Consider the following 25,054-nt stretch of genomic DNA (forward strand, 5'->3'; position numbering starts at 1 on the left):
GGTTTAAGGGGGGATTACCCCCCTGCTCGCCCCCATGGGCTGCGGGCGCGAAGGGCCGGAACCCATCGTCATCACCCTGCCCAGCCTGCCCGAGCGCGCCGCCAAGATTGCAGAACTGCTGGCCGACCAGCACGCCCAAGGCCACGCCTGGGGCGACATGGCCGTGCTGTGCCGCGACTGGGACGGCATGGACATCTGCAGCCGCGCCCTCACCCGCAAAGGCCTGCCCCACCGCGTACGCAAAAAGTCAGGCGACTTTCAACCGCAAGACAACACCATCAAGGTCATGACCATGCACGCCAGCAAAGGGCTGGAATGGCCGGTGGTGGCGGTTTTAACTTCAGAGGTTAAAGAAAACATGAGCCAGGAAGATTTGGAGATGGAATCTAAATTGGCTTATGTGGCGGCGACGAGATCGACAAAAATTCTATTAAAAACATAAATGAAAATTAATTTCCCTAATAATTGCGACATATATTCAATATTTTCATTTTGCAATGAAATAATTGACATAGAAAAAAATGAAGATATTTATATTGACTTTAGTTCAATGGGAAGAGTTGAGCCATTCACAATGGTTTATCTAGCTAAGATAATTAGAGATATAAAAAATGAATCTCCTACAAGAAAAATATTTTGCGATGGTTATCAAGAAAAATCCTATGCATCTAATATGGGATTTTTTAGAGCATTCGGTTTAAAGCATGGAAGAGTGCCTAGCATAAATGATGGAAATGCTAGCTTTGTTCCATTATCAATACTTAGGACACAAACAGTTTTAGATGAAGCAAGAAAATCTTGGTCTCCTAAACAAGATATTATTGAAAATAAATCTGCTCAACTCGCAAAAATTTTAGCTAGGGAAGATGATAGCAACCTTGTTGATGCATTAACATTTTCCATTAGAGAAATAATGAGAAATGTTATAGAACACAGTGAATCAAAATTTATTGAATACTGTGCTCAATTCTGGCCAACCTACAACAAAGTAGAAATTGCCATATCAGACAATGGAATTGGCTTAAGAAAATCACTAAAAAACAATCCATTTATACAAGTTAAAAATGACTCAGATGCATTACAACAAGCTTTAATGCCAGCAATATCTAGCAAAAATTATCAGGGCGCCATTATTAATAGAGATGATCCTTGGCATAACTCAGGATTTGGACTCTACATGATAAATAGAATATGTAGAACTGGTGGAAGCTTTTTAATATGTAGCGGCGATCACGGAATACTATTAAATTCTGAAGAGAAAAAACATATCTACTTAAATCATAATTATCAAGGAACAATTATTCGAATGGTTTTAAATACAAGTAAAATAAAAAAGTTACCTGATATCTTAAGAGAGTATAGAGATGAGGGTTATGAAATAGCCAAGACAATTAAAGGTATTGGTTATTACCAAGCTTCTGCAGCGTCTCAAATGCTCTCCAGAGATTTTAAAAAATAAATTTTTCAAACTGATGCTCTCCCACCTCCTCCTAGGCACCAACCACCTCCAAGCTAGCCGCCAGTTCTATGACGCCGTGCTCGGCGTCTTGGGTGCGGCGCCTGCCACGCACATCCAGGTCAACGGTTTTGAACGCTATGTGTGGGACCACGATGGCACGCGGTTGATGATCGCCACGCCGCGCAACGGTGAGCCTGCCACACACTACAACGGTTTTACGCTGGGGTTTAAGACCACCTCCATCGACCAGTTGCACCGCGCACTCGACGCTGCTTTGGCCCACGGCGGCTTAGCCATTGAAGATGCGCCCGGCTGGCGCCGCGCGCCGGGCAATGACCGCTACCTGGCCTATGTGCGAGACCCGGCGGGCCACAAGCTGTGTTTGATGTTTCGTGAAGCATGGGCCACGTCCGCATAAACCATAGCTGCTAGCGCTTGCTACATCAGCGTTAGAGGCCAATTTGGCGCTTGACCCAATCAACACCCAAAAATCGCAAACCAGCCTTGACAGCAGCGGGCCGCAACGCACCGCACCGTCTTGCGCGCGCAAGCATCGTGCAGACCACGTGGCAGTCCTGCATATGGCCGGCGGCTGTGTGCGCGTAGCGCTGCAAGCGCGCAGCGAGTTGCGCCGGGCAGCCCTCGGCAGGGTCGCATCTTGGGTGACTTGAGTGAAAGCTGCGCTTTTCTGGACGAAAACAAAAAGTCACTCGCTCGCCGGTGCGATGAACCGGCTTCTGCCTCTAACGCCCGCATGCTTTGAGCATTGCGCAGATGGCAAATAATTGATAGATCAATCAGCCTCTAACGCTGATGCAGCAAGCGCTAGCAGCTATCAAATAAGGTCATCTCAACGCCCCAAAACCACGCTGTCTGTGATCTCCCACAAACTGCGTGCACGCCGTTTGGGCGTAAATTGCAAGCACGCCTTGTGATGGGCGCCAACGCCTATAGATGCACAGAGATGGCCAAAAAATTCCCGATTGCCCCCGCCCACCCTGAGCGCCTGTGCTGGGGTTGCGACCTGTATTGCCCGGCCGATGACCTGCGCTGCGGCAATGGCTCCGACCGCACGCCCCACCCTTGCGAGTTCTGGGGCGACGACTGGGAACAGATGCTGGAGGGCACGTCCTGCGAAGCGGTGGCCGCTGCCGCTACCAAGGCCCCCACACCGCCCCACAGCCTGTAAGCCCTGCGTGCCCAGAGTGCCAGGGTTGTGCCCGTGGGGCACCTGCCTGCGGCAGCTGCGTTTTCCATCTATAACAAAAACCACCTCTCACGCTTACCCAGCAGGCGTCAGCAGCTATCAAAATTAATGGGCTGCATCGCATGGGTGACGCGCTGCGTGCAAGGGCAAGCGTTAGCATGCGTGCGGGCTGGTGCTGTGCAACGCCCCAGCCCGCACCCACTACAGCTTACTGAGGAGACACCCCCTATGTTCAGCCACGTCATGCTCGGCGCCAATGACCTCGATGCGTCCGTCAAGTTCTACAACGCCCTGCTGGGCACCTTGGGTGCCAAGCCCGGCGTGCAAGACCGCCACCGCTATTTCTGGCGCCATGCGGGCAGCACCTTCAGCGTGACCCTGCCCATCAATGGTGAGCCTGCCACAGCGGCCAATGGCTTTACGCTGGGCTTTGCGGCCGATTCCACCGAGCAGGCGCTGCAAGCCTATGAGGCCGCACTGGCTGCGGGCGGCACCGCCATTGAAGACGCCCCCGGCTGGCGCGGCGATGAGCGCATGAAGCTGTATCTGGCCTATTTGCGTGACCCTGCGGGCAACAAGGTGTGTGTGATGCACCGCCCACCCAAGGCGGCCTAAGCCCGCTGGACTGCAGCGTGCGGCCAGCCCGCAACCGCAGGCCCGCATGCTGCTGGCGCATGCCTATTGAAACGCTGCCCCGCGTGCAGAGCGGCACAGCAGAAACCACAAAGCCCGCATGCAGCGGGCTTTGTGGTGATATTGGACGGCGACTCTTACGCGATCACCGTATTACGGCAGAACGTCTCTGCAGCTGTCACTTTTCTTTTTCTCGTCGAAGTGCTCGACGTACTGGCGTGAGATCAGCATTGTTTGCGCAAACAACCTAACGAGTATACGAAAAATGCTGCACTGCGTGCTGAACCCTGTTTAAAGCCCTTACGCAGTGCCTACCAGCCGCGCTGATGCACGTCTGGCACATTACCCCGCTTGCAGATGGCTACACCGCAGCCATCAACCTTCGGCCTTGAAGCCTGTGCGCTGCACCACGGGCGCCCATTTGGCGATGTCCTGGCGCAGTTGCTGGGCAAAGTCTGCGGTGCTGCCTTGGTTGACGGTAAACGCCATTTCCGCCAGTGCCTGCTGCACCTTGGGTGCAGCCACACTGCGCGTGGCCGCCTGGTGCAGGCGTTGCACCAGCGCAGCCGGTGTGCCCTTGGGGGCCAGCAGGCCCATCCATTCGCTGGCAGTCAGTGCCTCCATGCCTTGCTCTGCAAAGGTGGGCACCTGGGGAAACTGCGGCATGCGCTGCTTGCTGGTGACGGCCAAGGTGCGTAGCTTGGGGTTGCCAATCTGCGCGACGGCTTCGCTGGCTACGTTAAAACTGGAGGGGATTTGCCCCGCCATGACATCTTGCAGCGCCAGCACACCGCCCTTGTAGGGAATGTGCAGGTAATCCACACCCAGTTGGGCGGCGTACAGGGCGCCCAAAAAGTGCATGGCCGTGCCTGCGCCCGCCGAGCCGTATGAGGCCTGCTTGGGATGGGCTTTGAGCCATAGACCAAAGTCTTTCAGGGTACGCACGCTGTCGGGCACTGCCGGGCCAATGTTCAGGCTGTATGACATCTCGCACAGGTTGGCGATGGGGGCCAGGTCAGCCACGGCGTCATAGCTGAGCTTGTCGTACACATGGGGGTAAATGGTGAGGATGGCACCGGGCGTCACCAGCAAGGTGTTGCCGTCGGGCTTGGCGTTTTTTACCGCCTCTACCGCAATTCGGCCCCCCGCACCGGGGCGGTTTTCCACCACCACGGGCACCCCCAGCTCTTCAGCCAGTTGTATGCCCATCTGGCGCGCCACATAGTCGGCAGAGCCGCCTGCGGCAAAGCCCACCATCAGGCGCACGGGCTGACCATTGCTGGCGAAGGCGCTCAGCGCCCCCCAAGGAGACAAAGTGGCCGACGCTGCCGTAGCAGCCACCAATTGGCGACGCGAGATCATGACAAAGTGCTTTCTGATGAGGTGGCAAGGCGCACAACCACCAACTGCGCCAAGCGCGGCACTGGCTCTGTGCGGGTCTGGTGCCCACTCCTCCCTCCAGTGCATTGGCAGTCATGCGCAGCGGATTCTAGAAAGGCCCAGCCCCGCCCCAAGCCGAATAGATCAAACACAGGCGTGCAGTGCAATGGCTTGCCATACCAGGCAAATTGTTCTAGCACACATCAATTTGTGCGCCGCACCAAAGCTTGGCGGATGATTCCTGCGCGAGACACGGGCAGCGCAACCAGCGCATGCTTGGCGGCTGCACGCCTGCCACGCAAAAAACATGCGTAAAAACTGCCAATACACCTATGGGCCGGTCGATCATTGCGTGTAGATTTTCCACAAATACCTGCCAAATCTGCCCTCAACGCAGATGCAGCAAGCGCCATTAGCTCCTAAAGAATTAGCACCCATACCGCAGCAGAGCATGCCGATAAGGCCTATGCCCGATACTCAGCGGCTCTTTCTTTGGAACCACTTCACACCCTCCACACCTTGTTGCTCTGCCAGGTCTGTGCTGCATGCGGCGGCGGGGGTGCGTCAGTCGTTCTACCCCCCTTTACACAGGAGAGCGCGTGCAATCAGCTAGCGACCAATGGTTTGACGAGGCGTACTACCAGCGCTTTTACTTTGACAAAAAGACCAGCGTGGTAGACCCGGAGCACATTGAACGCCTGGGCACTTTTGTGTGCAGTTACCTGAAATATTTGCGCGTTCCCGTGGCCCGTGTTCTGGACGTAGGCTGCGGCATTGGTTTGTGGAAAGGCGTGGTGCAGCAGCAGTTTCCCGGCTGCAGCTACCACGGTGTGGAATTGAGCGAATACCTGTGCGGCCGCTTTGGCTGGGAGCGCGGCTCCGTGGTGAATTACCAGAGCAGCGAGCCGTTTGACCTGGTGATCTGCCAAGGCGTGTTGCCCTACCTGAGTCCCGCAGACCTGAAACTGGCTTTGCACAATCTGGGCAAGCTCTCACGCGGCGCCTTGTACCTGGAAGCCGTGGCCAAGGAAGACTACGAGCGCGACATCATTGACGAAGACTTGACCGACCCGCGCTTGTTCCGCCACCGTGCGGCGCTGTACCGCCAGGGGCTCAAGCAAAGTTTTAGCGAGCTGGGCGGAGGCATGTGGCTCAGCCGCAAAGCGCAAGTACCGGTGTTTGAACTGGAGTGCGCAGGCGGCGGACACTAAAGACCAAAGATGTGGCACCAACGGCGCTGCATTGGCCCACGCGGCTGCATTGCCACCTGCCCGCTGCGACAATAGCGCCCTGCCCATGTCCGCACCTCGCAACGCTCCCCCTACTTTTCCCCATGCCGTCGCACGCCTGCGCACAGCCCGTTTAGCACGCAGCACGCGGCCTTTTCTAGCCCGCGGTGGCATCAAGGGCGAGCGCTGTGAAGGCTGCAGACTGCGCCCCTCGCACTGCATGTGCACGCTGCGCCCTCAGTTACCAACACGTGCAGGGGTGTGCCTGCTCATGCACGATGCAGAGCCTCTCAAGCCCAGCAACACCGGCTGGCTGATTGCCGATGTGGTGCAAGACACTTTTGCCTTTGGCTGGAGCCGCACCGAGGTGGACGCACAGCTGCTGGCTTTGCTGGACGATCCGCAGTGGCAGCCGTATGTGGTATTCCCCAGCGAATACGTGCAGCCAGCCGAGCGCGCAATCTCCGCACTGGCCGGTGATGCGCCGCACAGCGGCAAGCGCCCGCTGTTTATCTTGCTGGATGCCACCTGGTCCGAAGCGCGCAAGATGTTTCGCAAAAGTCCGTACCTGGATCGCTTTCCCGTCTTGGGGTTTCAGCCCGAGCAAATCAGCCACTACCAGTTGCGCCGTGCCAAACGCGACGATCACTTTTGCACCAGCGAAGTCGCAGCCCTGTGCCTGGAACTAAGCCAGGATGCCCGCGATATGCATGCAGGGCAGGTGCTGGAGCGCTATCTGGAGGTGTACACCCACCACTATCTGCGCGCCAAACACCAGCTGCCACCGCAGTGGGAGGGCGATGCCCACCAAGCCTTGCAAAGCAAGCTGCAGCCATCGTAGAAACAGCATGCGGGCATTCCTTGCTGCAGAATTTGCATAACACTGTGATGTCTTAAGCCAGTGGGACAATTTGCGGCAAAGGCCACCCATCTGCGGTGCGGCCTACCGATTGCGAGTCCCCATGAAGTCTGTTGTGAAGTTCTCTTTGGCCTCGGCTGCACTGACTGCAGCCGTTTTTACTTCTGCGGCGTACGCAGCAGCCCCTGGGGCAGCATCGGCTACGCTGCAGCGCTGGCAAGCGGGGGGCACGGTGGTGCTGGGTGTGCGCGAAAGTGCCACGCCCATGTCGTATGCCCTGGGGGCCAATGAAAAGTTTGTGGGCTACCACACCGAGTTGTGCGAGCAAGTGGTGCGCACCATTGCGCCCAAAGCCCAGCTTAAATACATGGTGCTCACGCCGCAAAACACCATGCCGCTGATCCAAAACGGCACGGCGGATTTCAACTGTGCCAGCATGACCAACAGCCTCAAGCGCCAAGACCAGGTGGCGTTTGGCCTGACCACCTATGTCAGCGAAGTGCGTATGGCCGTGGCCCGCAGCCAGGCCATCACCAGCTTCAAGCAACTGGACGGCAAAAAAGTCTCTGTCTTGACGGGAACCACGGCAGTGCAAATCCTGCGCCGTTTTGCTGCCGAGCACGGCATTCAGTTTCAGACCCTGATGGCCAAGGACCAGTTTGAAGCGTTCTTGCTGCTGGAGTCAGGCCGCGTCGATGCATTTGTGCTGGACGACAACATGCTCGCTGGCGTGATCGCACAAAGCAAGAATCCCGAAGGCTTCAAAATTGTGGGCGAAGTCATTGGTGCAGAGCCGATTGCCATTCAGTTCAGCAAGGCGGACCCGGCCATCAAGCAAGCGGTGGACGGCGTGATCCGCCAGATGATGGCGAATGGCGATTTGGAGCGCCTGTACGCCAAGTGGTACCTGCAGCCTATCCCCCCAAAGCAGATGAACCTGAACTTGCCAATAGGCGAGACACTCAAGAAGATGATTGCCCAGCCCAACGATGTGCCTGTGGAGCAATTTGACAGCGTGCGCTAAGCCCTCACTCAAGGCATATGCCGCCCAACAAAAAACCGCCCTTGAGGCGGTTTTTTGTTGGGTTACACCTTTTGATCGCTACAGCATTTTGCCGCTGCCTCTGCGGCGCGCCAGCCATGCAATGAGTTCACCCATCACACCACGGCGGAAGGCCAGTACGCAGATCACAAAGATAAAGCCGGTGACGATGGTGACGGACTCGCCCAAGGTCGAGAACCATTCAAAGCCCGTGAGCTTGGCCAGCCAACTGCCCAAATCCCCAATCTTGTTTTCCAATGCCACCACGATGGCCGAGCCAACAATCGGCCCAGACAGCGTACCCATGCCGCCCATGAGCGTCATCAGCACCACATGGCCCGACGATGTCCAGTGCACATCGGACAAGGTGGCAAAGCCCAGCACCAGGGTCTTGAGAGAACCTGCCAAGCCGGTGAGCGCAGCAGACAAGACAAACACCAGCAGCTTGAAGCGATTGACGTCGTAGCCCAGCGAAATGGCACGCGGCTCGTTCTCTTTGATGGCTTTGAGCACTTGGCCGAAAGGCGAGTGCACCGTACGCACAATCACCAAGAAGCCCAGCACACAGATGACCAGCGCCACGTAGTACATGGTCAGGTCACTGGAAAGGTCAATCAGGCCAAACAGCTTGCCCCGAGGCACACCTTGCAGTCCATCTTCACCACCGGTGAACGGCGCTTGCAGTGCCACAAAGAACAGCATCTGCGCCAGGGCCAAGGTAATCATCGAGAAGTAGATACCTTGGCGGCGGATGGCCAACCACCCCGCTACCAGCCCCAAAGCTGCGCCACCCAGCGTGCCCAAAATAATGCCCAGCTCCGGGGTGAAGCTCCAGACCTTGATGGCGTGACCCGCCACATAGGCTGCACCACCCAAGAATGCCGCATGCCCAAAAGACAGCAGCCCCGTATAGCCCAGCAACAGATTGAACGCCGAAGCAAACAGTGCAAAGCACATCAGCTTCATGACAAACACCGGGTAGGCACCAAAGAAAGGCGCGACGATCAAGGCCAGCAGCAGCAAGCCATAGCCAAAGAATGCAAGTTTCTTAGAAGTCATGGTGTGTGCCCCCTCTTATTTCTCTTTACCGAACAAGCCGGCGGGGCGAATCAGCAAAACGATGACCATGATGACGAACACCACGGTGGAAGATGCTTCTGGATAAAACACTTTGGTGAGGCCTTCAATCACGCCCAGGCCCAGGCCCGTCAGGATGGAGCCCATGATGGAGCCCATGCCCCCAATCACCACCACGGCAAACACCACGATGATGAGGTTTTGCCCCATCAACGGCGTCACTTGGTACACCGGTGCGGCCAGCACACCCGCAAAAGCCGCCAAACCTACGCCAAAGGCATAAGTGAGCGTGACCATGACGGGCACGTTGATGCCGAATGCCTCCACCAGCCGGGGGTTCTCGGTACCTGCACGCAGGTAAGCACCCAGGCGGGTTTTCTCAATCACATACCACGTAGCAATACACACGACGAGTGAAGCCACCACGACCCATGCACGGTAGTTAGGCAAGATCATGAAGCCCAGGTTGGTGGCACCTTCGAGCAGCTCTGGCGTGTCGTAACCCAAACCTGATACGCCGTAGATGGAGCGGAACACGCCCTCAATCAGCAGCGACAAACCCAGTGTCAGCAGCAGTCCGTAAAGGTGGTCGAGCTTGTAAATCCAGCGCAATAAAAACCGCTCAATCAACACCCCAAAAGCACCCACCACAATGGGCGCCAATATCAGCATCACCCAGTAGTTGATACCCAGGTAGTTCATGGCCATCCATGTGACCATGGCCCCCAGCATGAACAGTGCGCCATGCGCAAAGTTGATGACGTTGAGCAAGCCAAAGATGACCGCCAGCCCAAGGCTCAAGATCGCATAAAACGAGCCGTTGACCAGCCCCAGCAATAGCTGGCTGAGCAGGCCCGGCAGTGAGACACCGAAGATTTCCATGAGAGAGACGCTTTTGGTTAAACAGGATGGCCCTGGCGAATGCGCGGTGCACGCCCACTTGTGATGGGCGTGCTTGCCTCACATCACTTCCAGAGCGCGCATTTGGTTTCTGCTTTGGTGGTCCAGACGGTGTCTGCAGGCAAAGTCTGCAGCACCTTCAGGTAGTCCCAAGGCTTGGTAGATTCCTCTGGCTTTTTCGCCTCGACGAGATACATGTCGTGGGCGTAAGTGCCATCGGGACGGATCACGCCTTTGGCGTAGAAGTCAGACAGCGGTGTGCTTTTGAGGTGTGCCATGACCTTGTCAGCATCGGTGCTCCCCACGGCCTGCACCGCTTTCAGGTACTGCATGATGGCGGAGTAATCCGCAGCCTGAACATCGGTGGGCATGCGCTTGGTTTTGGCAAAGAACTTGTTGGCGAATTTGCGCGACTCATCATTCATGTCCCAATACCAGCTGGTGGTGTGCAGCAAGCCCGCAGTGTTCTTCAGCCCCAGAGAGTGGATATCGGTCAAGAACACCAGCAGCCCTGCGGTCTTCATGTTCTTGTCGATGCCGAACTCTTTGGCCGCCTTGATGGCATTGATGGTGTCGCCACCCGCATTGGCCAGACCCAAGATGTGGGCCTTGGAGCTTTGTGCCTGCAGCAAGAAGCTGGAGAAGTCCGAAGCGTTCAGCGGGTGCTTGACACTGCCCTTGACCGTGCCGCCCTTGGCTTTGATCACCGCCGTGGTGTCTGCCTCCAGCGCCTGGCCGAAGGCATAGTCCGCCGTCAGGAAGAACCAGTCTTTGCCCCCCCGATCAACCACCGCACCGCCTGTGCCCTTGGCCAGCGCCACGGTGTCATAGGCGTAGTGGATGGTGTAGGGGTTGCACTGCTCGTTGGTCAGCGCGGAAGTGCCTGCACCATTGTTGATGTGCAAGCGTTTTTTCTCATTGGCTACTTGCGAGACAGCCAGTGCCGTGCCCGAGTTGGTACCACTGAAAATCAGGCTGATACCTTGGGTATCAATCCACTCCCGCGCTTTGCTTGCGGCAATATCGGCCTTGTTTTGGTGGTCTGCCGAAAGCAGCTCAATCGGCTTGCCCAGCACCTTGCCACCGAAGTCATCAATCGCCATTTGCATGGCCAGTACACCGTTTTTGCCTTCCACATCGGCGTACAGACTCGACATATCGGTCACAAAACCAATACGCACTTTGTCTGGTGACTGCGCGTGTGCCGTGGCGGCCATCAAGCCCGCTGCTGCGAGCGTGAGAGCCAACTTCGAATAATTGCGCTGCTGCTTCATTGCCTTGTCTCCTTGGTGGGTGGGGTGGCTTACGCCTTGTAAAACCAATGCCTTTGCACGGAATGTGCGCCGGCGGCAAACACTTGAGAACGCGAAAACGGGTACTGGGGCAGAGCGCATCACCCTGCCCGATAGAGACTTAAGGCTTTATTTCCACAAAGCGCACTTGCTCTCTTCCTTGGTCGTCCAGACCTGGTCGGGCGTCAGCTTGGTCACGACCTTGTAGTAGTCCCAAGCTTGCTTGGACTCTGCAGGCGACTTCACTTGCATCAGGTACATATCGTGGGCGTAGCGGCCATCCGGACGGATCACGCCTTGCGCGTAAAAGTCTTTGATCGGTGTGCTCTTGAGCACCGCCATCACCTTGTCGGCATCTACCGTTCCGGCCTTCTCCACCGCCTTCAGATAGTTCATGGTGGCCGAGTAGTTGGCGGCCTGCACGTCGGTCGGCATGCGCTTGGTTTTGGCTTCAAACTTCTTGCCAAATGCACGGGTTTCGTCGTTCAGGTTCCAGTCCCAGCTGGTGGTCAGCAGCAGGCCTTCGGTGTTCTTCAGCCCCAGCGAGTGGATGTCAGTCAGGAACACCAGCAAGCCCGCCATCTTCATGCTTTTGTTGATGCCAAACTCACGTGCGGCCTTGATGGCGTTGACGGTGTCGCCACCGGCATTGGCCAGGCCCAAAATTTGGGCCTTGGAGTTTTGGGCCTGCAGCAAGAAGCTGGAGAAATCCGACGCATTCAGAGGGTGGCGCACGCTGCCCTTGACCGTGCCGCCCTTGGCCTTTACGACCTTGGCGGTATCGTTTTCCAGCGAGTGGCCAAAGGCATAGTCCGCCGTCAGGAAAAACCACTCCTTGCCGCCGTTATCCACCACAGCGCCGCCTGTGCCCTTGGCCAGTGCCACGGTGTCGTAGGTGTAGTGGATGGTGTAGGGCGTGCACTGCTCGTTGGTCAGCGCCGACGCACCGGCACCGCTGTTGAAGTACACGCGCTTTTTCTCTTGTGCCACCTTGGCCAATGCCAGCGCCACACCCGAGTTGGTGCCACCAAACAGCATGGACAGGTTTTGGGTATCAATCCACTCGCGCGCCTTGGTGGCGGCAATGTCTGGCTTGTGCTGGTGGTCTTGGGTCAGCAGCTCGATCGGCTTGCCCAGCACCTTGCCACCGAAGTCATCAATGGCCATCTGAATCGCAATTGCACCGTTTTTGCCATCCACGTCCGCGTAGTTGCTGGACATATCCGTGATGAAACCAATTTTGATCTTGTCAGGTGTCTGTGCGTGGGCCATGCCGGCCATAGCCAGCGACAGGGTCAAAAGAGTCAAAGGGGTACGCAAAGCGTGCATGGTTGTTTCCTTGTTGTTGTATGGAGAAAAAAGGGAGGCAAAGCCAGGTCAGACACCCAGCAATTCATTGAGGACGGGCATCTTGGCGTCAAGCTGTGCGGCATTGAACGTCTCCACAATGCGGCCGTGCTCCATCACATAAAAGCGGTCTGCCAGCGGCGCTGCAAAGCGGAAGTTCTGCTCGACCATGACGATGGTGTAGCCCTTGTCACGCAGGGTGTTGATCATGCGAGCCAGCGCTTGCACGATGACAGGCGCCAAGCCTTCAGAGATTTCATCGAGCAACAGCAGCCGCGCACCCGTGCGCAAAATGCGCGCTACGGCCAGCATCTGCTGCTCACCACCTGACAAGCGCGTTCCTTGGCTGTTGCGGCGCTCTGCCAAGTTGGGGAACATGGCGTAGATCTCTTCTACGCTCATGCCTTCATGGCCGGTTTTGAGCTGTGGTGGCAGCAGCAGGTTTTCTTCGCACGAGAGGCTGGAGAAAATGCCGCGCTCTTCAGGGCAGTAGCCCACGCCAAAGTGCGCAATCTTGTGGGTCGGCAAGCCAATCGTTTCCTGGCCATTGATCTTGACGGAACCCTTGCGCGCGCCCGTCAGCCCCATGACCGCACGCATGGTGGAGGTGCGCCCTGCGCCATTGCGCCCCAGCAGCGTCACCACTTCACCGGGTTGCACCACCATGTCAACGCCGTGCAGCACGTGCGACTCACCGTACCAAGCTTCTAGATTGCGAATTTCGAGTGCAGGAGTCGTCATCAGTGCGCTCCTTGCAGTTGGCCGTCGGTCGTGCCCATATAGGCTTCCATCACCTGTGCGTTGTTCGAGACTTCGGCGTAGTTGCCCTCGGCCAGCACCGCACCGCGCTGCAGCACGGTGATGCGGTCCGCAATGGTGGAAATCACTTTCATGTTGTGCTCCACCATCAAAATGGTGCGCCCTGCCGACACTTTTTTGATGAGCTGGGTCACGCGGTCCACATCTTCGTGGCCCATACCCTGCGTGGGTTCGTCCAGCAGCATCAACTCAGGCTCCATCGCCAGCGTGGTGGCAATTTCCAGGGCCCGCTTGCGGCCATAAGGCAGGTTGACAGTGACTTCATCGGCCATGTCTTCCAGACCGACTTCGGCCAGCAGCTGCATGGCACGATCGTTGAGCTGATTCAGTGTTTTTTCGCTTTTCCAGAAGTGGAATGCCGTACCCAGCTGGCGCTGAAGACCGACGCGCACGTTCTCCATCAACGTCAGATGGGGAAAAACGGCAGAGATCTGAAACGAGCGGATCACTCCGCGGCGCGCAATTTGTGCTGGCGCTTCGCGGGTGATGTCTTGGCCGTTAAAACGAATTTCACCCGAGGTCGGCTCCAAAAACTTGGTCAGCAGGTTAAAGCACGTGGTTTTGCCCGCACCGTTGGGGCCAATCAGTGCATGAATGCTGCCGCGTTGCACCGACAGGTTCACTTTGCTCACCGCAGTGAAGCCTTTGAACTCTTTGGTGAGGTTGGTAGTTTGAAGAATGGCGTCGCTCATGCGCGTGGGCTGCTCCGTGGTGAAGGTGCAGCACCAGGCAGTTTTTGGCCGCCTTGGCATGCATGCACCGTGTCGAATGTTGCGGTGCATCGTATGTGCGAGGTTTCAGCCCCCGCACTAGGGCTTGTGCCTATGACTTACAACCTAAGCACTTACCCTACTCTCTGTTACTAAAACAAGAAATCGCTATTTGACCAATCAAAAACAGAAAGCAAACACTAACTATCAAACTAAAAAAGCTGTCACTCAACCTGCATGTCGACGGCTTTTTGTCAGCTTCAGCCGCACGATGAGCGCTGGTACGCGGGTTAACGTAGCAGCACGAGACATAAAAAAAGATAGCTGCTTGCGCAGTGAGATCAATAATTTCAGGCAAGAAACAATCGGAAAACATGAAAAGACAAGCGCCAAGCGCTCTACTTTTAATGCCGCACAGCAAAGCTTATTGCAGTGTTTCTTTGCTGTTTTTAGGCAAGATCAGGGGCAGCACAGGCACCCCTTCTTCCAGCAATTCGATTGCCTGCTGGGGCGTAGCTTGCCCACGGATGGGGCGCTCTGGCTCTTGGCCTTTGTGCATGCGCAAAGCCTCATCGGCAAATTTCTCACCCACGTCTTCGGTGTTTGCGGCAATCTTGCGCGACGCTTCCAGCCAGGCTGCCTGCAAGGCATGCAGCCTATGGCGCTCCTGCGTAGTGGTGGTGGCTGGTGAAGGGGCAGCTTGCTCTGCAGGTACGGCGCTTGCAGATAACACCGGCTTTGCGCCCAAGTTAAGACGCGGGGCACTCAAGCCTTTGCGCAACTGTTTACTGCCACACATGGGGCATTCCACCAAACCGCATTCCAGCTGGCGCTGAAAATCCACCTCAGAAGCAAACCAGCCTTCAAAGATGTGGTCTTGGGGGCAATGCAGGTCAAACACCTTCATGTGTGCACAACAACAGATAAGGGCAATAAAAAAGGCAGAGTCGCAACCCTGCCTTTGTGCGAAGCGCGCAGCTTAGCTGCTGCGGCGCTTGGTAAGGTAACGCCAGACAAAGCCCGGGAAGGCCAATGTCAGAAACAGTGTCGCCGTGATGGCGTAGAACTCCCAGCCTTGGGGATAAATCTGACCCGAGCGACGCTCCAGCAGCAATGCCAGCGCGCCAACCACAAAGTACAGCAGTACCAGTTCAAACAGCCTGCCCCACAGCGGCTTCTTGGAAGAAGCAGCCACAGGACCAGCCATGAGCCAGCGTTCATTCATAAAAGGCAAATTGGCGGCCACCAGGGCCGCCAAAATCACCAACCAAATAGAAGCGGTTTGAGTCACGCTTCAGATTATCGGTCAGGATGCCAGTGCACGCACGATCGCATCGGCGCACAAGGACATCAAACCACCGGGAACAATGCCCAAGATCAAAACCAGTGCACCGTTGACGGTCAGCACCGCACGCACATCCCAAGGCGCAGACACGGTGGTAGCGGTCAAGGGCTTGTCGAAGTACATGACCTTCACGACCCGCAGGTAATAGAAGGCACCGATCAAAGACATGAGCACGGCGAAGATCGCCAGGCCGATGTAGAAAGTCTCACCCGAAGCCACCAGCGCTTGCAGCACCGACAGCTTGGCGTAAAAGCCCACCAGAGGTGGAATACCTGCCATGGAGAACAAGCACGCTGCCATGATGCCGGCGTACAAGGGGCTGCGCTGATTCAGACCCGCAAAGTCGGCAATCTCTTCGCTCTCAAAGCCTTCGCGTGACAGCAACAAGATCACACCGAACGTTGCCAGCGTGGTCAGTACGTAAGTCACCACGTAGAACATGGACGAGCTGTACGCGTTGGCGGCACGCGCTGGATCTACTTCCCCACCGATCACACCCGACAGCAGGCCCAGCAAGACAAAGCCCATTTGCGAGATGGTCGAGTAGGCCAGCATGCGCTTGAGGTTGGTTTGTGCGATCGCGGCCAAGTTACCAATCAGCAGCGAGGCAATCGCCAGCACCGCCAGCATTTGCTGCCAGTCGAAGGCCAAGGGGAGCATGCCATCTACCAGTAAGCGGATCACAATCGCAAATGCAGCCAGCTTGGGCGCGCCGCCAATCAAGGCCGTGATGGCGGTAGGCGCACCATGGTAGACATCGGGCACCCACATGTGGAAAGGTGCCACGCCCAACTTGAATGCCAAGCCAGCCACGACAAAAACCAGTCCAAACACCAGCACTTGGTGCTTGAGTTCGCCCGAGCTGATGGCCTTGAAAATTTCACCAATATCCAGCGAACCGGTGGCGCCATACACCATGGACAAGCCATAGAGCAAGAAGCCCGATGCCAGCGAACCCAGCACAAAGTACTTCATGGCAGCTTCGGTAGACACCGTGTGATCACGGCGCAAAGCTACCAGCGCATAGCTGGCCAGGGTCAACAGCTCCAGACCCAGATAGATCAGCAGCAAGTTGTTGGCACTGATCATGATGAACATGCCCAGCAGCGCAAAGATAGACAGCGTGAACAGCTCTCCACCGCGCAACATGTCACGATCCGCCGAGTAAGGGCGGGCGTACACCAGAGTCACCATCATGGCGACCGTGGCAAAACATTTGAGCCAGTTGCCCATGGCATCGGAGACAACCATGTTGCTCCAGCCATAGAAGGTGTTGCCACTCAAAGCATAGTTGGCCTGCATGATGGCCACCAAGGCCAAGGTCAACATGGTCAGCACATAGGTGCCCGTACGACGGGTGCTTTTCACACCCAGATCCACCAGAGTAATCACGCACCCCATGACGAAGAGCACGATCTCTGGGTAGATCGAAAGCCAGCTGATGTTGTCAATCATCTCAATCTCTCAGTTCAGTCTGGTCAAGGAAGCTTGGATTGGGCGACGTGCTTGAGCAGCTCTGCCACCGAGGGATCCATCACGTCGGTAAAGGGCTTGGGATACAGGCCCATGTACAACACCGCAATGGCCAAGATCGCCAAAATCAAGAACTCGCGGCAACCGATGTCTTCCAGGTTCTTGACGTTGTCGTTACCCACAGGGCCCAAGTAGACACGCTTGTACATCCACAGGGTGTAAGCCGCACCAAAAATCAGTGCCGTTGCAGCCAGCAGGCCCACCCAGAAGTTGAACTGTACGGCGCCCAGGATCACCATCCACTCGCCCACAAAACCGGCAGTGGCTGGCAGACCGCAGTTGGCCATGGCGAACAGCAGTGCAAAGGCCGCGAACTTGGGCATGGTATTGACCACACCACCATAGGCAGCGATGTCGCGCGAATGCACGCGGTCATACAGCACGCCAATACACAGGAACATCGCACCCGAGACAAAGCCGTGGGCAATCATCTGCACGATACCGCCGGACACGCCCAGGTCGTTGAAGATAAAGAAGCCCAGAGTCACAAAGCCCATGTGCGCCACGGACGAATAAGCCACCAGCTTCTTCATGTCCTTTTGCACCAAGGCAACCATGCCCACGTAGACCACCGCGATCAGCGACAGCGCGATCATCAGCCACGCCCATTCACGCGAAGCGTCTGGAGCGATAGGCAGAGAAAAACGCAGGAAACCGTATGCACCCAGCTTCAGCATGATGGCTGCCAGAACGGCAGAGCCGCCGGTGGGCGCTTCCACGTGCACGTCGGGCAACCAGGTGTGCACCGGGAACATGGGCACCTTCACGGCAAACGCCGCAAAGAAGGCGAAGAACACCAGGGTCTGGGGCAATGAACCCAGGGGCAGCTTGTGCCACGTCTGGATGTCAAAGCTGCCACCGGAGACGTTGTACAAGTAGATGATGGCCACCAGGGTGAGCAACGAACCCATCAAGGTGTACAGGAAGAACTTGAAGGCCGCGTAGATCTTGTTGGGGCCGCCCCAAATACCGATGATCAGATACATCGGGATCAGGGTGGCTTCGAAGAACACGTAGAACAACAGTCCATCCAGTGCCGCGAACACACCGATCATCAGACCCGACAGCACCAGGAACGCGCCCATGTACTGGTTCACACGCTCGGTGATGTTTTCCCACGAAGCCAGCACCACGATCACAGTGATGAAGGCCGTCAGCGGCACAAACCAGAACGACAGACCATCCAGGCCCAGGTGATAGTGGATATTGAAACGCTCAATCCACAGCAGCTTTTCAACGAACTGCATGTTCGCCGAAGAAGTATCAAAGCCTGTATACAGCGGTACCGTAACCAGCAGGCCCAAGATGGAGCCAATCAGTGCGACCCAGCGCACGCCACGCGCGCAACTGTCTTTACCGAAGGCCAGCAGCAGGACACCAAAGACGATAGGTGTCCAAATGGCAAGACTCAACAAACCCATTTTTCTTCCTTACTTGTTGAGCCACACGAAGTAGGTCATGAGCAAGAAAATGCCCAAAATCATGACCAACGCGTAGTGGTAGATGTAACCAGACTGGAACCAACGGATCACCGAAGCAATCTTGCCCACAATCTTCCAAGAGCCATTCACAAGCGCGCCATCAATAACGGCTTGGTCTCCGGCCTTCCAGAACACGGTACCGAAGACACGTGCGCCACGGGCAAAGATGTTTTCGTACACCCAGTCCACGCCGTACTTGCCTTCCAGGACTTGGTACAGACCAATCTTTTTGGAGAAAGCCATGATGCCCGCAGGAATCTCTGGTTTGACCATATAGAAGAGGTACGAAACTACAACACCTGCCAAAGCCAGCCAGAAAGGCGCTGTCTGGAAACCGTGCAGAGCCATAGGCAACCAGCCGTGAATCTTCTCTGCCAACTCCGTCATCGCAGGGTGCTTGGCGTGATCGATGAAGATCACTCCATCAAAGAAGCCTCCGAACAGCATGGGCATCAGTGCAATCGCACCAATCACCACCGAGGGAATGGCCAGCAGCACCAGCGGCGCCGTCACCACCCAAGGCGACTCATGCGGCTTGGCATCGTGTCCATGGCCGTGATCGTCATGACCATGGTGGTCATCGTGGTGGGCATCCGGATTCTGGTCGTAACGCTCTTTACCGTGGAACACGATGAAGTACAGACGGAACGAGTAGAACGCCGTGATGAACACACCAGCCAGAACGGCAAAGTTAGCAAAACCGGAGGCTGGCAGGTTTGAGGCACGCACGGCTTCAATGATCGCGTCCTTCGAGTAAAAACCCGAGAAGAAAGGCGTACCGATCAGTGCAAGGTTACCCAACAGGAACGTGATCCAAGTGATGGGCATGTATTTACGCACACCACCCATCCAGCGAATGTCCTGGTTGTGGTGCATACCCATGATCACAGAGCCAGCCCCGAGGAACAGCAACGCTTTGAAGAACGCGTGTGTCATCAGATGGAACGTGGCTACGGAGTAAGCCGACACACCCAGCGCAATAGTCATATAACCCAGCTGCGACAGCGTGGAGTACGCAATCACGCGCTTGATGTCGTTCTGGATGATGCCCAAGATACCCATGAACAGGGCCGTGATGGAACCGATCACCAAAATGAAGTTCAGCGCCACATCCGACAGCTCATAAAGCGGAGACATGCGCGACACCATAAAGATACCCGCCGTCACCATGGTAGCCGCGTGGATCAGTGCGGAGATAGGTGTGGGGCCTTCCATGGAATCTGGGAGCCAAGCATGCAGCGGGAACTGCGCCGACTTGCCCATGGCACCAATGAACAAACAAATGGCGGTCACCGTGACCAGCGACCAATCGGTGCCAGGCAAGGTGTGCGTGGCAAATTCTGGCAACTTGGCAAAGATTTCAGCGTAGTGCAGCGTGCCGGTATAGGCAGCAATCAGGCCAATACCCAAGATGAAACCGAAGTCACCCACACGGTTGACCAAGAATGCCTTCATGTTGGCAAACGTGGCAGTGGGCTTCTTGTAATAGAAGCCAATCAGCAGGTACGACACCAAGCCCACCGCTTCCCAGCCAAAGAACAGCTGCAGCAGGTTGTTACTCATCACCAGCATCAGCATGGAGAAGGTAAACAGGGAGATGTACGAGAAGAAGCGGTTATAGCCGTCATCTTCTTCCATATAGCCCATGGTGTAGATATGCACCATCAGTGACACAAAGGTCACCACACACATCATCATGGCGGTAATGGAGTCGATCAAGAAACCGACTTCCATCTTCAGGCTGCCGACCTTCATCCATTCGTAAATGGTTTGATCAAAGCGTGCTCCGTCGAAAACCACCGATTGAAAAACCAGTGCCGACAAGATGAAAGAGATCAGCACGCCCAAGATGGTCAGCGAGTGACTGATGCCACGACCGAACTTGTTGCCACCAAAGGCCGTGCCAAATATGCCTGCCAGAACAGAACCCGCCAGCGGAGCCAGCGGTACTGCCAGGAGCATGGATGCAGAAAGTGTTTGACTCATTCTTCAGAACCTTGCAAATACCGGCGTCTCAACCCTTGAGGGTGTCGAGATCTTCCGCATTGATACTGGACTTGTTACGGAACAGCAGCACCAGGATGGCCAAGCCAATCGCCGATTCCGCAGCCGCAACTGTCAGGATGAAGAACACAAACACTTGGCCATGCATGTCACCCAGATAGTGGGAGAAGGCCACAAAGTTGGTGTTGACCGCCAAGAGCATCAGTTCAATGCACATCAGCAAGACAATCAGATTTTTCCGGTTCAGAAAAATACCGATCACCGAGATAGCGAACAACATCGCTCCCAGCGTCAGGAAATGCCCTAGTGTGAGCGTCATTTTTTCTCCTCCACAGCGGTCTCACCCTCTGTAGCAGCAGGAGCAACAGGAGCCTTGGTGGCTGCCATCTTGACCAGGCTGATTCGATCCGCAGCACGTACACGTACCTGGATCGCAGGGTTGATCGCTTTATTGGTGTCCTTGCGCTTACGCAGCGTCAACGCAATCGCGGTGATCATTGCCACCAGCAGCAAAACGGCGGCAATTTCAACGGGGTACAAGTATTGGGTATAAAGCAGACGGCCCAATGCTTGGGTATTGGAATAAGGCAGCACTTCTCCTTGCTGGCTCAGCAGTTCGGCAACAGGCTTGACCTCATCAACAGAGCCAAAGCCTGCCATTAGTACCAGCGCCATTTCCAAAGCAACTACTGCACCGACAAACGCTGCCACAGGAAAGTGCTTCCAGAAACCCTGACGTACGCGATCAATGCGGATATCCAACATCATCACGACGAACATAAACAGCACCATCACCGCGCCCAGGTACACCACCACCAAGGCAATGCCCAAGAACTCCGCTTTCAGCAGCAGCCAAATACCAGCAGCTTGCGAAAAAGCCAGGATCAAGTTCAACACCGCGTGAACAGGGTTACGCGACGTGATCACGCGGAAAGCTGCAAACAGCATTACCGCAGCAAAGAGATAAAAGAAACCAGTTTTGGCATCCATGATTCGAATCTTTCTGGATCAGGAGCCGCTTTAGCGGTACTTGGCATCAGCCGCTTTAGCAGCGGCGATGTCGGTTTCATAACGATCACCCACAGCCAGCAGCATGTCCTTGGTGAAGTACAGGTCGCCACGTTTTTCGCCGTGGTATTCCAAGATCTGTGTTTCCACGATCGAATCAACCGGGCAGCTTTCCTCACAGAAGCCGCAGAAGATGCACTTGGTCAAGTCGATGTCATAACGCGTAGTACGGCGCGAGCCGTCATCACGCACGTCAGACTCAATCGTGATCGCCATGGCGGGGCACACAGCCTCGCACAACTTGCAGGCAATGCACCGCTCTTCACCGTTGTCATAACGGCGCAAAGCATGCAACCCGCGAAAGCGTGGGGATAGTGGTGTCTTTTCTTCAGGGAACTGAATAGTGACGTGGGGCGAAAACGCCTTACGACCAGTCAGGGCCATGCCCTTGAACAGCTCCCAGAGCAGGAAGCTCTTGAAGAAGTCTTTGATAGAAAAAGGTGTAGCAGCAACAGCAGCCATGATGTCCCCGCTTAATTCCAAATATTCCAAGGCGAGTGCAACCATGCACCCACGATGACCAGCCACACCAAGGTGACAGGGATGAAGATTTTCCAGCCCAGACGCATGATCTGGTCATAACGGAAGCGAGGGAATGTGGCGCGAATCCAGATAAAGCAACTCACCACAAAAGCCGTCTTTACAGCCAGCCAAATCCAGCCAGGAATAAACGACAGTGCTTCCACTGGCGGCAGCCAGCCACCCATGAACATTGTGACGGCCAAGATAGACACAAGCCACATGCTGGCGTACTCAGCCAGGAAGAAGATCGCAAAGCCCATGCCCGAATACTCGACCATGTGACCAGCCACGATTTCTGACTCGCCTTCGACCACGTCAAAAGGTGCGCGATTGGTTTCTGCCACACCAGAAATCAGGTAGACCAAAAAGATGGGCAGTAAAGGCAACCAGTTCCAAGACAAGAAACTCAGCCCCATGTCAGCAAACTGTCCCTGGCCTTGGCTTACGACAATTTGTGTCAAGTTCATGCTGCCAGTCACCATGATGACGACCAAGAAGCAAAAGCCCATGGCAATTTCATAGCTGATCATCTGTGCCGATGCACGCAACGCCCCCAAGAAAGCGTACTTGGAGTTAGAAGCCCAGCCAGCAATGATCACGCCATACACTTCTATCGAAGTGATTGCCATGATCAGCAAAATACCGGCATTGACGTTGGCAAGCGCCACTTCAGGACCAAAGGGCACTGCCACCCAGGCAGCCAATGCAGGCATGATGGCCATCACAGGCCCGACGTAGAACAGCCCTTTGGCTGCCACGGTGGGCATGATCAGCTCTTTGGTCAGCAGTTTCAAGCCGTCGGCCATGGGCTGCAGCAAGCCCCAAGGACCTACCCGATTGGGGCCAGGACGCACCTGAATCCATCCAAGAAACTTGCGCTCCCACAAAGTCAGGTAAGCCACGGCAATCATCAAAGGTGCCACGATGGCGATGATGCCCAGCAGAATCCATATCACAGGCCACGCCACCTCGGCCCACCAAACCGCATCCACCAGGCCTGCGCCTGCAATCTTGAGTTGATCAATCATGCGACACCTCCCTGACGTGCCTCGCGCGCATCTGCTGTCAATTGCAGCGATGTCGCACGGCGGACAATGCTGTCCAGTTGATAGATGCTTGCCACTGCAGGCTCGGCCACCGCTTCACCTATGATTCGCGCGGCCACCTTGGTGGCGTTGCTCAACACGTTGGCGGGGACTTCGTTAGTCCCGGTGCCAATAGCGGTTGTCAGCACGTCTTGCGACGATTCGTAATCAACGCCTTGCACACCCAGCAAATTAGCCAGTACACGCAATACCTTCCAAGCGGGACGGGTTTCAGCCAAGGGCTTGACCACCGCGTGGAAGCTTTGCACGCGGCCTTCTGCGTTGACGAAGGTGCCTGAAGTTTCGGTGAAAGGTGCAATAGGCAGCAGTACGTCGCTGATTTCCATATTGGCCTTGAACGGGCTCAAGGTCACCACCATCTCCGACTTGTTCAAGCCTTGCAGGGCTTGCTGCCCAGCAGCGGTATCGAATGCAGGTTCGTTGTTCAGCAAAATTGCTGCCTTCAAACCACCGGCAATCATCTGTGCTGCATTTAAACCACCGGTTTGGGGCTGTGCTTTGACCCACTGCGCACCCACGGTGTTGGCAGCCTCCGTGAGGTAGCCCACGGTGGCACCAGTTTGCCCTGCAATCCAGTTGGCCAGCGCCAGCAGTTCAGCAGCTTGAGCGTGGTGCGCAGCAGCATTGCCGAGCAACACCGCCTTGCGCTCGCCAGCCATCAGGGCTTGAGCAATCGCTTGGGCTTCTGCGTTGGCTTGACCAGCCAAGGGGGCTTGCACGCCCTTGGCAGCAGCCACCGCCGCTGCCACATCTGCCAGTGCTTGCGCCCAGTCTTGTGCGGCCACTACCGAAGCGGTCACAGGCATCGCCCAGTCGTACACCTTGGAGTTCAAGGCAAACACTTGGGCGCCCTTCTTGGTCGCTTGGCGAATGCGCTGTGCAAACAGGGGGTGATCCTTGCGCAGGTTCGAACCCACCACCAAAGCAGTTTGCAACTCAGACAAACTAGCAACCGAAGTGCCCAGCCAGCGCACGCCTTCATCAACATTAAATTGCGCATTGCGCAGGCGCCAGTCGATGTTATCGCTGCCGATGCCGCGCAGCAGTTGGCCCGTAAGGAACAACTCTTCGAGAGTACTGTGGGGGCTGACCAAGGCACCGATGCTGTTCGCACCGTGTTGTTCCTTGATTTGCTTTAGGCCATTCGCCACATATTCCAACGCGGTCTGCCAGTCCACCGTCTTCCACTCACCGCCCTGCTTGATCATGGGCTGTGTCAAGCGCTCGTCGCTGTTCAGTGCTTCGTAAGAGAAGCGATCGCGGTCAGCAATCCAGCACTCGTTGATGGCCTCGTTCTCAAAAGGAACGACGCGCATCACATTGTGGTTCTTCACCTGAACGATCAGGTTGGCACCAGTAGAGTCATGCGGCGACACCGATTTGCGGCGCGACAGTTCCCAGGTACGTGCGCTATAGCGGAAAGGCTTGCTGGTCAACGCACCCACTGGGCACAGATCGATCATATTGCCCGACAGCTCGGAGTCCACGGTATCACCCAGCACAGTGGTGATTTCCGAGTGCTCGCCGCGGTTGACCATGCCCAGCTCCATCACGCCGGCCACTTCTTGGCCAAAGCGAACGCAACGTGTGCAATGGATGCAGCGACTCATCTCTTCCATCGAGATCAGAGGCCCCACCTCTTTGTGAGCCACTACACGCTTTTCTTCTTCGTAACGCGAAGATGTACCGCCGTAGCCCACTGCCAAGTCTTGCAGCTGGCATTCACCACCTTGGTCGCAAATAGGGCAATCCAAAGGGTGATTAATCAGCAAAAACTCCATCACCGACTGCTGCGCCTTGATGGCTTTATCGCTCTTGGTACGAACGATCATTCCCTGCGTCACAGGCGTAGCACAGGCTGGCAGTGGCTTTGGCGCCTTTTCCACTTCCACCAAGCACATACGACAGTTGGCAGCAATAGAAAGTTTCTTGTGGTAGCAAAAGTGCGGAATATAGGTGCCAGCCTTTTCAGCTGCATGCATGATCATGCTGCCGGGGGTGGCTTCCACCTTCTTGCCGTCTAGTTCAATTTCAACCATAT

General features: G+C 55.9%; 25 protein-coding genes. 8 read left to right on the top strand and 17 right to left on the bottom strand.

The window, feature by feature from the left end:
• Positions 1-34 precede the first annotated feature (34 nt).
• From B3R00_RS12550 to B3R00_RS12570, 5 genes are all read left to right on the top strand, one after another.
• Positions 35-442, top strand: a complete 408-nt coding sequence (locus B3R00_RS12550; protein ID WP_286999305.1) for a 3'-5' exonuclease — start codon at positions 35-37, stop codon at positions 440-442.
• The gene (locus tag B3R00_RS12555) at positions 443-1,459 is read left to right on the top strand and encodes an ATP-binding protein (RefSeq protein WP_286999306.1); all 1,017 of its coding nucleotides are present in this window, start codon (positions 443-445) and stop codon (positions 1,457-1,459) included.
• Positions 1,460-1,472: 13 nt separating this feature from the next.
• Positions 1,473-1,877 carry a VOC family protein gene (locus B3R00_RS12560; RefSeq protein ID WP_286999307.1) on the top strand — a complete coding sequence of 135 codons (405 nt, stop codon included), beginning with the start codon at positions 1,473-1,475 and terminating at the stop codon, positions 1,875-1,877.
• 546 nt (positions 1,878-2,423) lie between these two features.
• Entirely contained in the window at positions 2,424-2,648 is a 225-nt protein-coding gene (locus tag B3R00_RS12565) for a DUF3079 domain-containing protein (protein ID WP_286999308.1), read from the top strand.
• 246 nt (positions 2,649-2,894) lie between these two features.
• A complete protein-coding gene (locus B3R00_RS12570; RefSeq protein ID WP_219164020.1) occupies positions 2,895-3,281 on the top strand; it encodes a VOC family protein in 387 nt (128 codons plus the stop codon).
• 393 nt (positions 3,282-3,674) lie between these two features.
• On the opposite strand, the gene B3R00_RS12575 is transcribed toward B3R00_RS12570, so the two are convergent.
• Positions 3,675-4,661 (bottom strand): Bug family tripartite tricarboxylate transporter substrate binding protein, encoded by a 987-nt coding sequence (locus B3R00_RS12575; protein ID WP_286999309.1) that lies wholly within the window; start codon positions 4,659-4,661, stop codon positions 3,675-3,677.
• Between the two features lie 617 nt (positions 4,662-5,278).
• Here B3R00_RS12575 and B3R00_RS12580 point away from each other — a divergent pair.
• The 3 genes from B3R00_RS12580 (at position 5,279) to B3R00_RS12590 (ending at position 7,791) form a co-directional block, all read left to right on the top strand.
• Positions 5,279-5,890 (top strand): class I SAM-dependent methyltransferase, encoded by a 612-nt coding sequence (locus B3R00_RS12580; RefSeq protein WP_174863104.1) that lies wholly within the window; start codon positions 5,279-5,281, stop codon positions 5,888-5,890.
• A gap of 85 nt (positions 5,891-5,975) precedes the next feature.
• A complete protein-coding gene (locus tag B3R00_RS12585) occupies positions 5,976-6,749 on the top strand; it encodes a tRNA-uridine aminocarboxypropyltransferase (RefSeq protein ID WP_286999310.1) in 774 nt (257 codons plus the stop codon).
• Between the two features lie 121 nt (positions 6,750-6,870).
• Entirely contained in the window at positions 6,871-7,791 is a 921-nt protein-coding gene (locus B3R00_RS12590) for a transporter substrate-binding domain-containing protein (RefSeq protein WP_286999311.1), read from the top strand.
• Positions 7,792-7,869: 78 nt separating this feature from the next.
• Here the strand turns inward: B3R00_RS12590 and B3R00_RS12595 are convergent, their stop codons facing one another.
• The 16 genes from B3R00_RS12595 to nuoG all read right to left on the bottom strand — a co-directional run bounded on the left by B3R00_RS12595 (position 7,870) and on the right by nuoG (position 25,052).
• On the bottom strand, positions 7,870-8,868 hold the full coding sequence (locus B3R00_RS12595; protein ID WP_286999312.1) for a branched-chain amino acid ABC transporter permease: 999 nt from the start codon (positions 8,866-8,868) through the stop codon (positions 7,870-7,872).
• Between the two features lie 15 nt (positions 8,869-8,883).
• Positions 8,884-9,768 carry a branched-chain amino acid ABC transporter permease gene (locus B3R00_RS12600; protein WP_219164014.1) on the bottom strand — a complete coding sequence of 295 codons (885 nt, stop codon included), beginning with the start codon at positions 9,766-9,768 and terminating at the stop codon, positions 8,884-8,886.
• Between the two features lie 83 nt (positions 9,769-9,851).
• The gene (locus B3R00_RS12605; RefSeq protein WP_219164013.1) at positions 9,852-11,060 is read right to left on the bottom strand and encodes an ABC transporter substrate-binding protein; all 1,209 of its coding nucleotides are present in this window, start codon (positions 11,058-11,060) and stop codon (positions 9,852-9,854) included.
• 147 nt (positions 11,061-11,207) lie between these two features.
• Positions 11,208-12,407: an ABC transporter substrate-binding protein gene (locus tag B3R00_RS12610; RefSeq protein WP_286999313.1), complete on the bottom strand. Its 1,200-nt coding sequence runs from the start codon at positions 12,405-12,407 to the stop codon at positions 11,208-11,210.
• A gap of 48 nt (positions 12,408-12,455) precedes the next feature.
• Positions 12,456-13,166, bottom strand: a complete 711-nt coding sequence (locus tag B3R00_RS12615; RefSeq protein ID WP_219164011.1) for an ABC transporter ATP-binding protein — start codon at positions 13,164-13,166, stop codon at positions 12,456-12,458.
• Positions 13,166-13,936: an ABC transporter ATP-binding protein gene (locus B3R00_RS12620; protein WP_174863098.1), complete on the bottom strand. Its 771-nt coding sequence runs from the start codon at positions 13,934-13,936 to the stop codon at positions 13,166-13,168. The genes B3R00_RS12615 and B3R00_RS12620 overlap by 1 nt, the downstream gene beginning before the upstream one ends.
• Positions 13,937-14,378: 442 nt before the next feature.
• Entirely contained in the window at positions 14,379-14,861 is a 483-nt protein-coding gene (locus tag B3R00_RS12625) for a DUF1178 family protein (protein ID WP_286999314.1), read from the bottom strand.
• Positions 14,862-14,933: 72 nt separating this feature from the next.
• Entirely contained in the window at positions 14,934-15,245 is a 312-nt protein-coding gene (locus B3R00_RS12630; RefSeq protein WP_286999315.1) for a DUF2818 family protein, read from the bottom strand.
• A gap of 15 nt (positions 15,246-15,260) precedes the next feature.
• Positions 15,261-16,754, bottom strand: coding sequence for an NADH-quinone oxidoreductase subunit NuoN (nuoN, locus tag B3R00_RS12635; RefSeq protein ID WP_174863096.1), 1,494 nt, complete (start codon positions 16,752-16,754; stop codon positions 15,261-15,263).
• 23 nt (positions 16,755-16,777) lie between these two features.
• Positions 16,778-18,253: an NADH-quinone oxidoreductase subunit M gene (locus tag B3R00_RS12640; RefSeq protein WP_286999316.1), complete on the bottom strand. Its 1,476-nt coding sequence runs from the start codon at positions 18,251-18,253 to the stop codon at positions 16,778-16,780.
• Positions 18,254-18,262: 9 nt separating this feature from the next.
• Positions 18,263-20,299 carry an NADH-quinone oxidoreductase subunit L gene (gene nuoL, locus B3R00_RS12645; protein WP_286999317.1) on the bottom strand — a complete coding sequence of 679 codons (2,037 nt, stop codon included), beginning with the start codon at positions 20,297-20,299 and terminating at the stop codon, positions 18,263-18,265.
• Positions 20,300-20,327: 28 nt separating this feature from the next.
• The gene (gene nuoK, locus B3R00_RS12650) at positions 20,328-20,636 is read right to left on the bottom strand and encodes an NADH-quinone oxidoreductase subunit NuoK (protein WP_042418761.1); all 309 of its coding nucleotides are present in this window, start codon (positions 20,634-20,636) and stop codon (positions 20,328-20,330) included.
• Entirely contained in the window at positions 20,633-21,307 is a 675-nt protein-coding gene (locus tag B3R00_RS12655; RefSeq protein ID WP_286999318.1) for an NADH-quinone oxidoreductase subunit J, read from the bottom strand. Before B3R00_RS12655 ends, nuoK begins: the two co-directional genes overlap by 4 nt.
• Positions 21,308-21,337: 30 nt before the next feature.
• Positions 21,338-21,847: an NADH-quinone oxidoreductase subunit NuoI gene (gene nuoI / locus B3R00_RS12660; RefSeq protein ID WP_219164006.1), complete on the bottom strand. Its 510-nt coding sequence runs from the start codon at positions 21,845-21,847 to the stop codon at positions 21,338-21,340.
• Positions 21,848-21,858: 11 nt separating this feature from the next.
• Positions 21,859-22,935 (bottom strand): NADH-quinone oxidoreductase subunit NuoH, encoded by a 1,077-nt coding sequence (gene nuoH / locus B3R00_RS12665; RefSeq protein WP_286999319.1) that lies wholly within the window; start codon positions 22,933-22,935, stop codon positions 21,859-21,861.
• Positions 22,932-25,052 carry an NADH-quinone oxidoreductase subunit NuoG gene (gene nuoG / locus B3R00_RS12670; protein WP_286999320.1) on the bottom strand — a complete coding sequence of 707 codons (2,121 nt, stop codon included), beginning with the start codon at positions 25,050-25,052 and terminating at the stop codon, positions 22,932-22,934. The genes nuoH and nuoG overlap by 4 nt, the downstream gene beginning before the upstream one ends.
• Positions 25,053-25,054: the final 2 nt, after the last annotated feature.

Origin of the sequence: Comamonas sp. UBA7840 (assembly GCF_002501455.1) — a bacterium.
GTDB classification, from domain to species: domain Bacteria; phylum Pseudomonadota; class Gammaproteobacteria; order Burkholderiales; family Burkholderiaceae_C; genus Comamonas; species Comamonas jiangduensis.

Coding starts and splice junctions, on each gene's coding strand:
- B3R00_RS12550 (WP_286999305.1), top strand. CDS start 35: ATGGGCTGCGGGCGCGAAGGGCCGGAACCCATCGTCATCACCCTGCCC.
- B3R00_RS12555 (WP_286999306.1), top strand. CDS start 443: ATGAAAATTAATTTCCCTAATAATTGCGACATATATTCAATATTTTCA.
- B3R00_RS12560 (WP_286999307.1), top strand. CDS start 1,473: ATGCTCTCCCACCTCCTCCTAGGCACCAACCACCTCCAAGCTAGCCGC.
- B3R00_RS12565 (WP_286999308.1), top strand. CDS start 2,424: ATGGCCAAAAAATTCCCGATTGCCCCCGCCCACCCTGAGCGCCTGTGC.
- B3R00_RS12570 (WP_219164020.1), top strand. CDS start 2,895: ATGTTCAGCCACGTCATGCTCGGCGCCAATGACCTCGATGCGTCCGTC.
- B3R00_RS12575 (WP_286999309.1), bottom strand. CDS start 4,661: ATGATCTCGCGTCGCCAATTGGTGGCTGCTACGGCAGCGTCGGCCACT.
- B3R00_RS12585 (WP_286999310.1), top strand. CDS start 5,976: ATGTCCGCACCTCGCAACGCTCCCCCTACTTTTCCCCATGCCGTCGCA.
- B3R00_RS12590 (WP_286999311.1), top strand. CDS start 6,871: ATGAAGTCTGTTGTGAAGTTCTCTTTGGCCTCGGCTGCACTGACTGCA.
- B3R00_RS12595 (WP_286999312.1), bottom strand. CDS start 8,868: ATGACTTCTAAGAAACTTGCATTCTTTGGCTATGGCTTGCTGCTGCTG.
- B3R00_RS12600 (WP_219164014.1), bottom strand. CDS start 9,768: ATGGAAATCTTCGGTGTCTCACTGCCGGGCCTGCTCAGCCAGCTATTG.
- B3R00_RS12605 (WP_219164013.1), bottom strand. CDS start 11,060: ATGAAGCAGCAGCGCAATTATTCGAAGTTGGCTCTCACGCTCGCAGCA.
- B3R00_RS12610 (WP_286999313.1), bottom strand. CDS start 12,407: ATGCACGCTTTGCGTACCCCTTTGACTCTTTTGACCCTGTCGCTGGCT.
- B3R00_RS12615 (WP_219164011.1), bottom strand. CDS start 13,166: ATGACGACTCCTGCACTCGAAATTCGCAATCTAGAAGCTTGGTACGGT.
- B3R00_RS12620 (WP_174863098.1), bottom strand. CDS start 13,936: ATGAGCGACGCCATTCTTCAAACTACCAACCTCACCAAAGAGTTCAAA.
- B3R00_RS12625 (WP_286999314.1), bottom strand. CDS start 14,861: ATGAAGGTGTTTGACCTGCATTGCCCCCAAGACCACATCTTTGAAGGC.
- nuoN (WP_174863096.1), bottom strand. CDS start 16,754: ATGATTGACAACATCAGCTGGCTTTCGATCTACCCAGAGATCGTGCTC.
- B3R00_RS12640 (WP_286999316.1), bottom strand. CDS start 18,253: ATGGGTTTGTTGAGTCTTGCCATTTGGACACCTATCGTCTTTGGTGTC.
- nuoL (WP_286999317.1), bottom strand. CDS start 20,299: ATGAGTCAAACACTTTCTGCATCCATGCTCCTGGCAGTACCGCTGGCT.
- nuoK (WP_042418761.1), bottom strand. CDS start 20,636: ATGACGCTCACACTAGGGCATTTCCTGACGCTGGGAGCGATGTTGTTC.
- B3R00_RS12655 (WP_286999318.1), bottom strand. CDS start 21,307: ATGGATGCCAAAACTGGTTTCTTTTATCTCTTTGCTGCGGTAATGCTG.
- nuoI (WP_219164006.1), bottom strand. CDS start 21,847: ATGGCTGCTGTTGCTGCTACACCTTTTTCTATCAAAGACTTCTTCAAG.
- nuoH (WP_286999319.1), bottom strand. CDS start 22,935: ATGATTGATCAACTCAAGATTGCAGGCGCAGGCCTGGTGGATGCGGTT.
- nuoG (WP_286999320.1), bottom strand. CDS start 25,052: ATGGTTGAAATTGAACTAGACGGCAAGAAGGTGGAAGCCACCCCCGGC.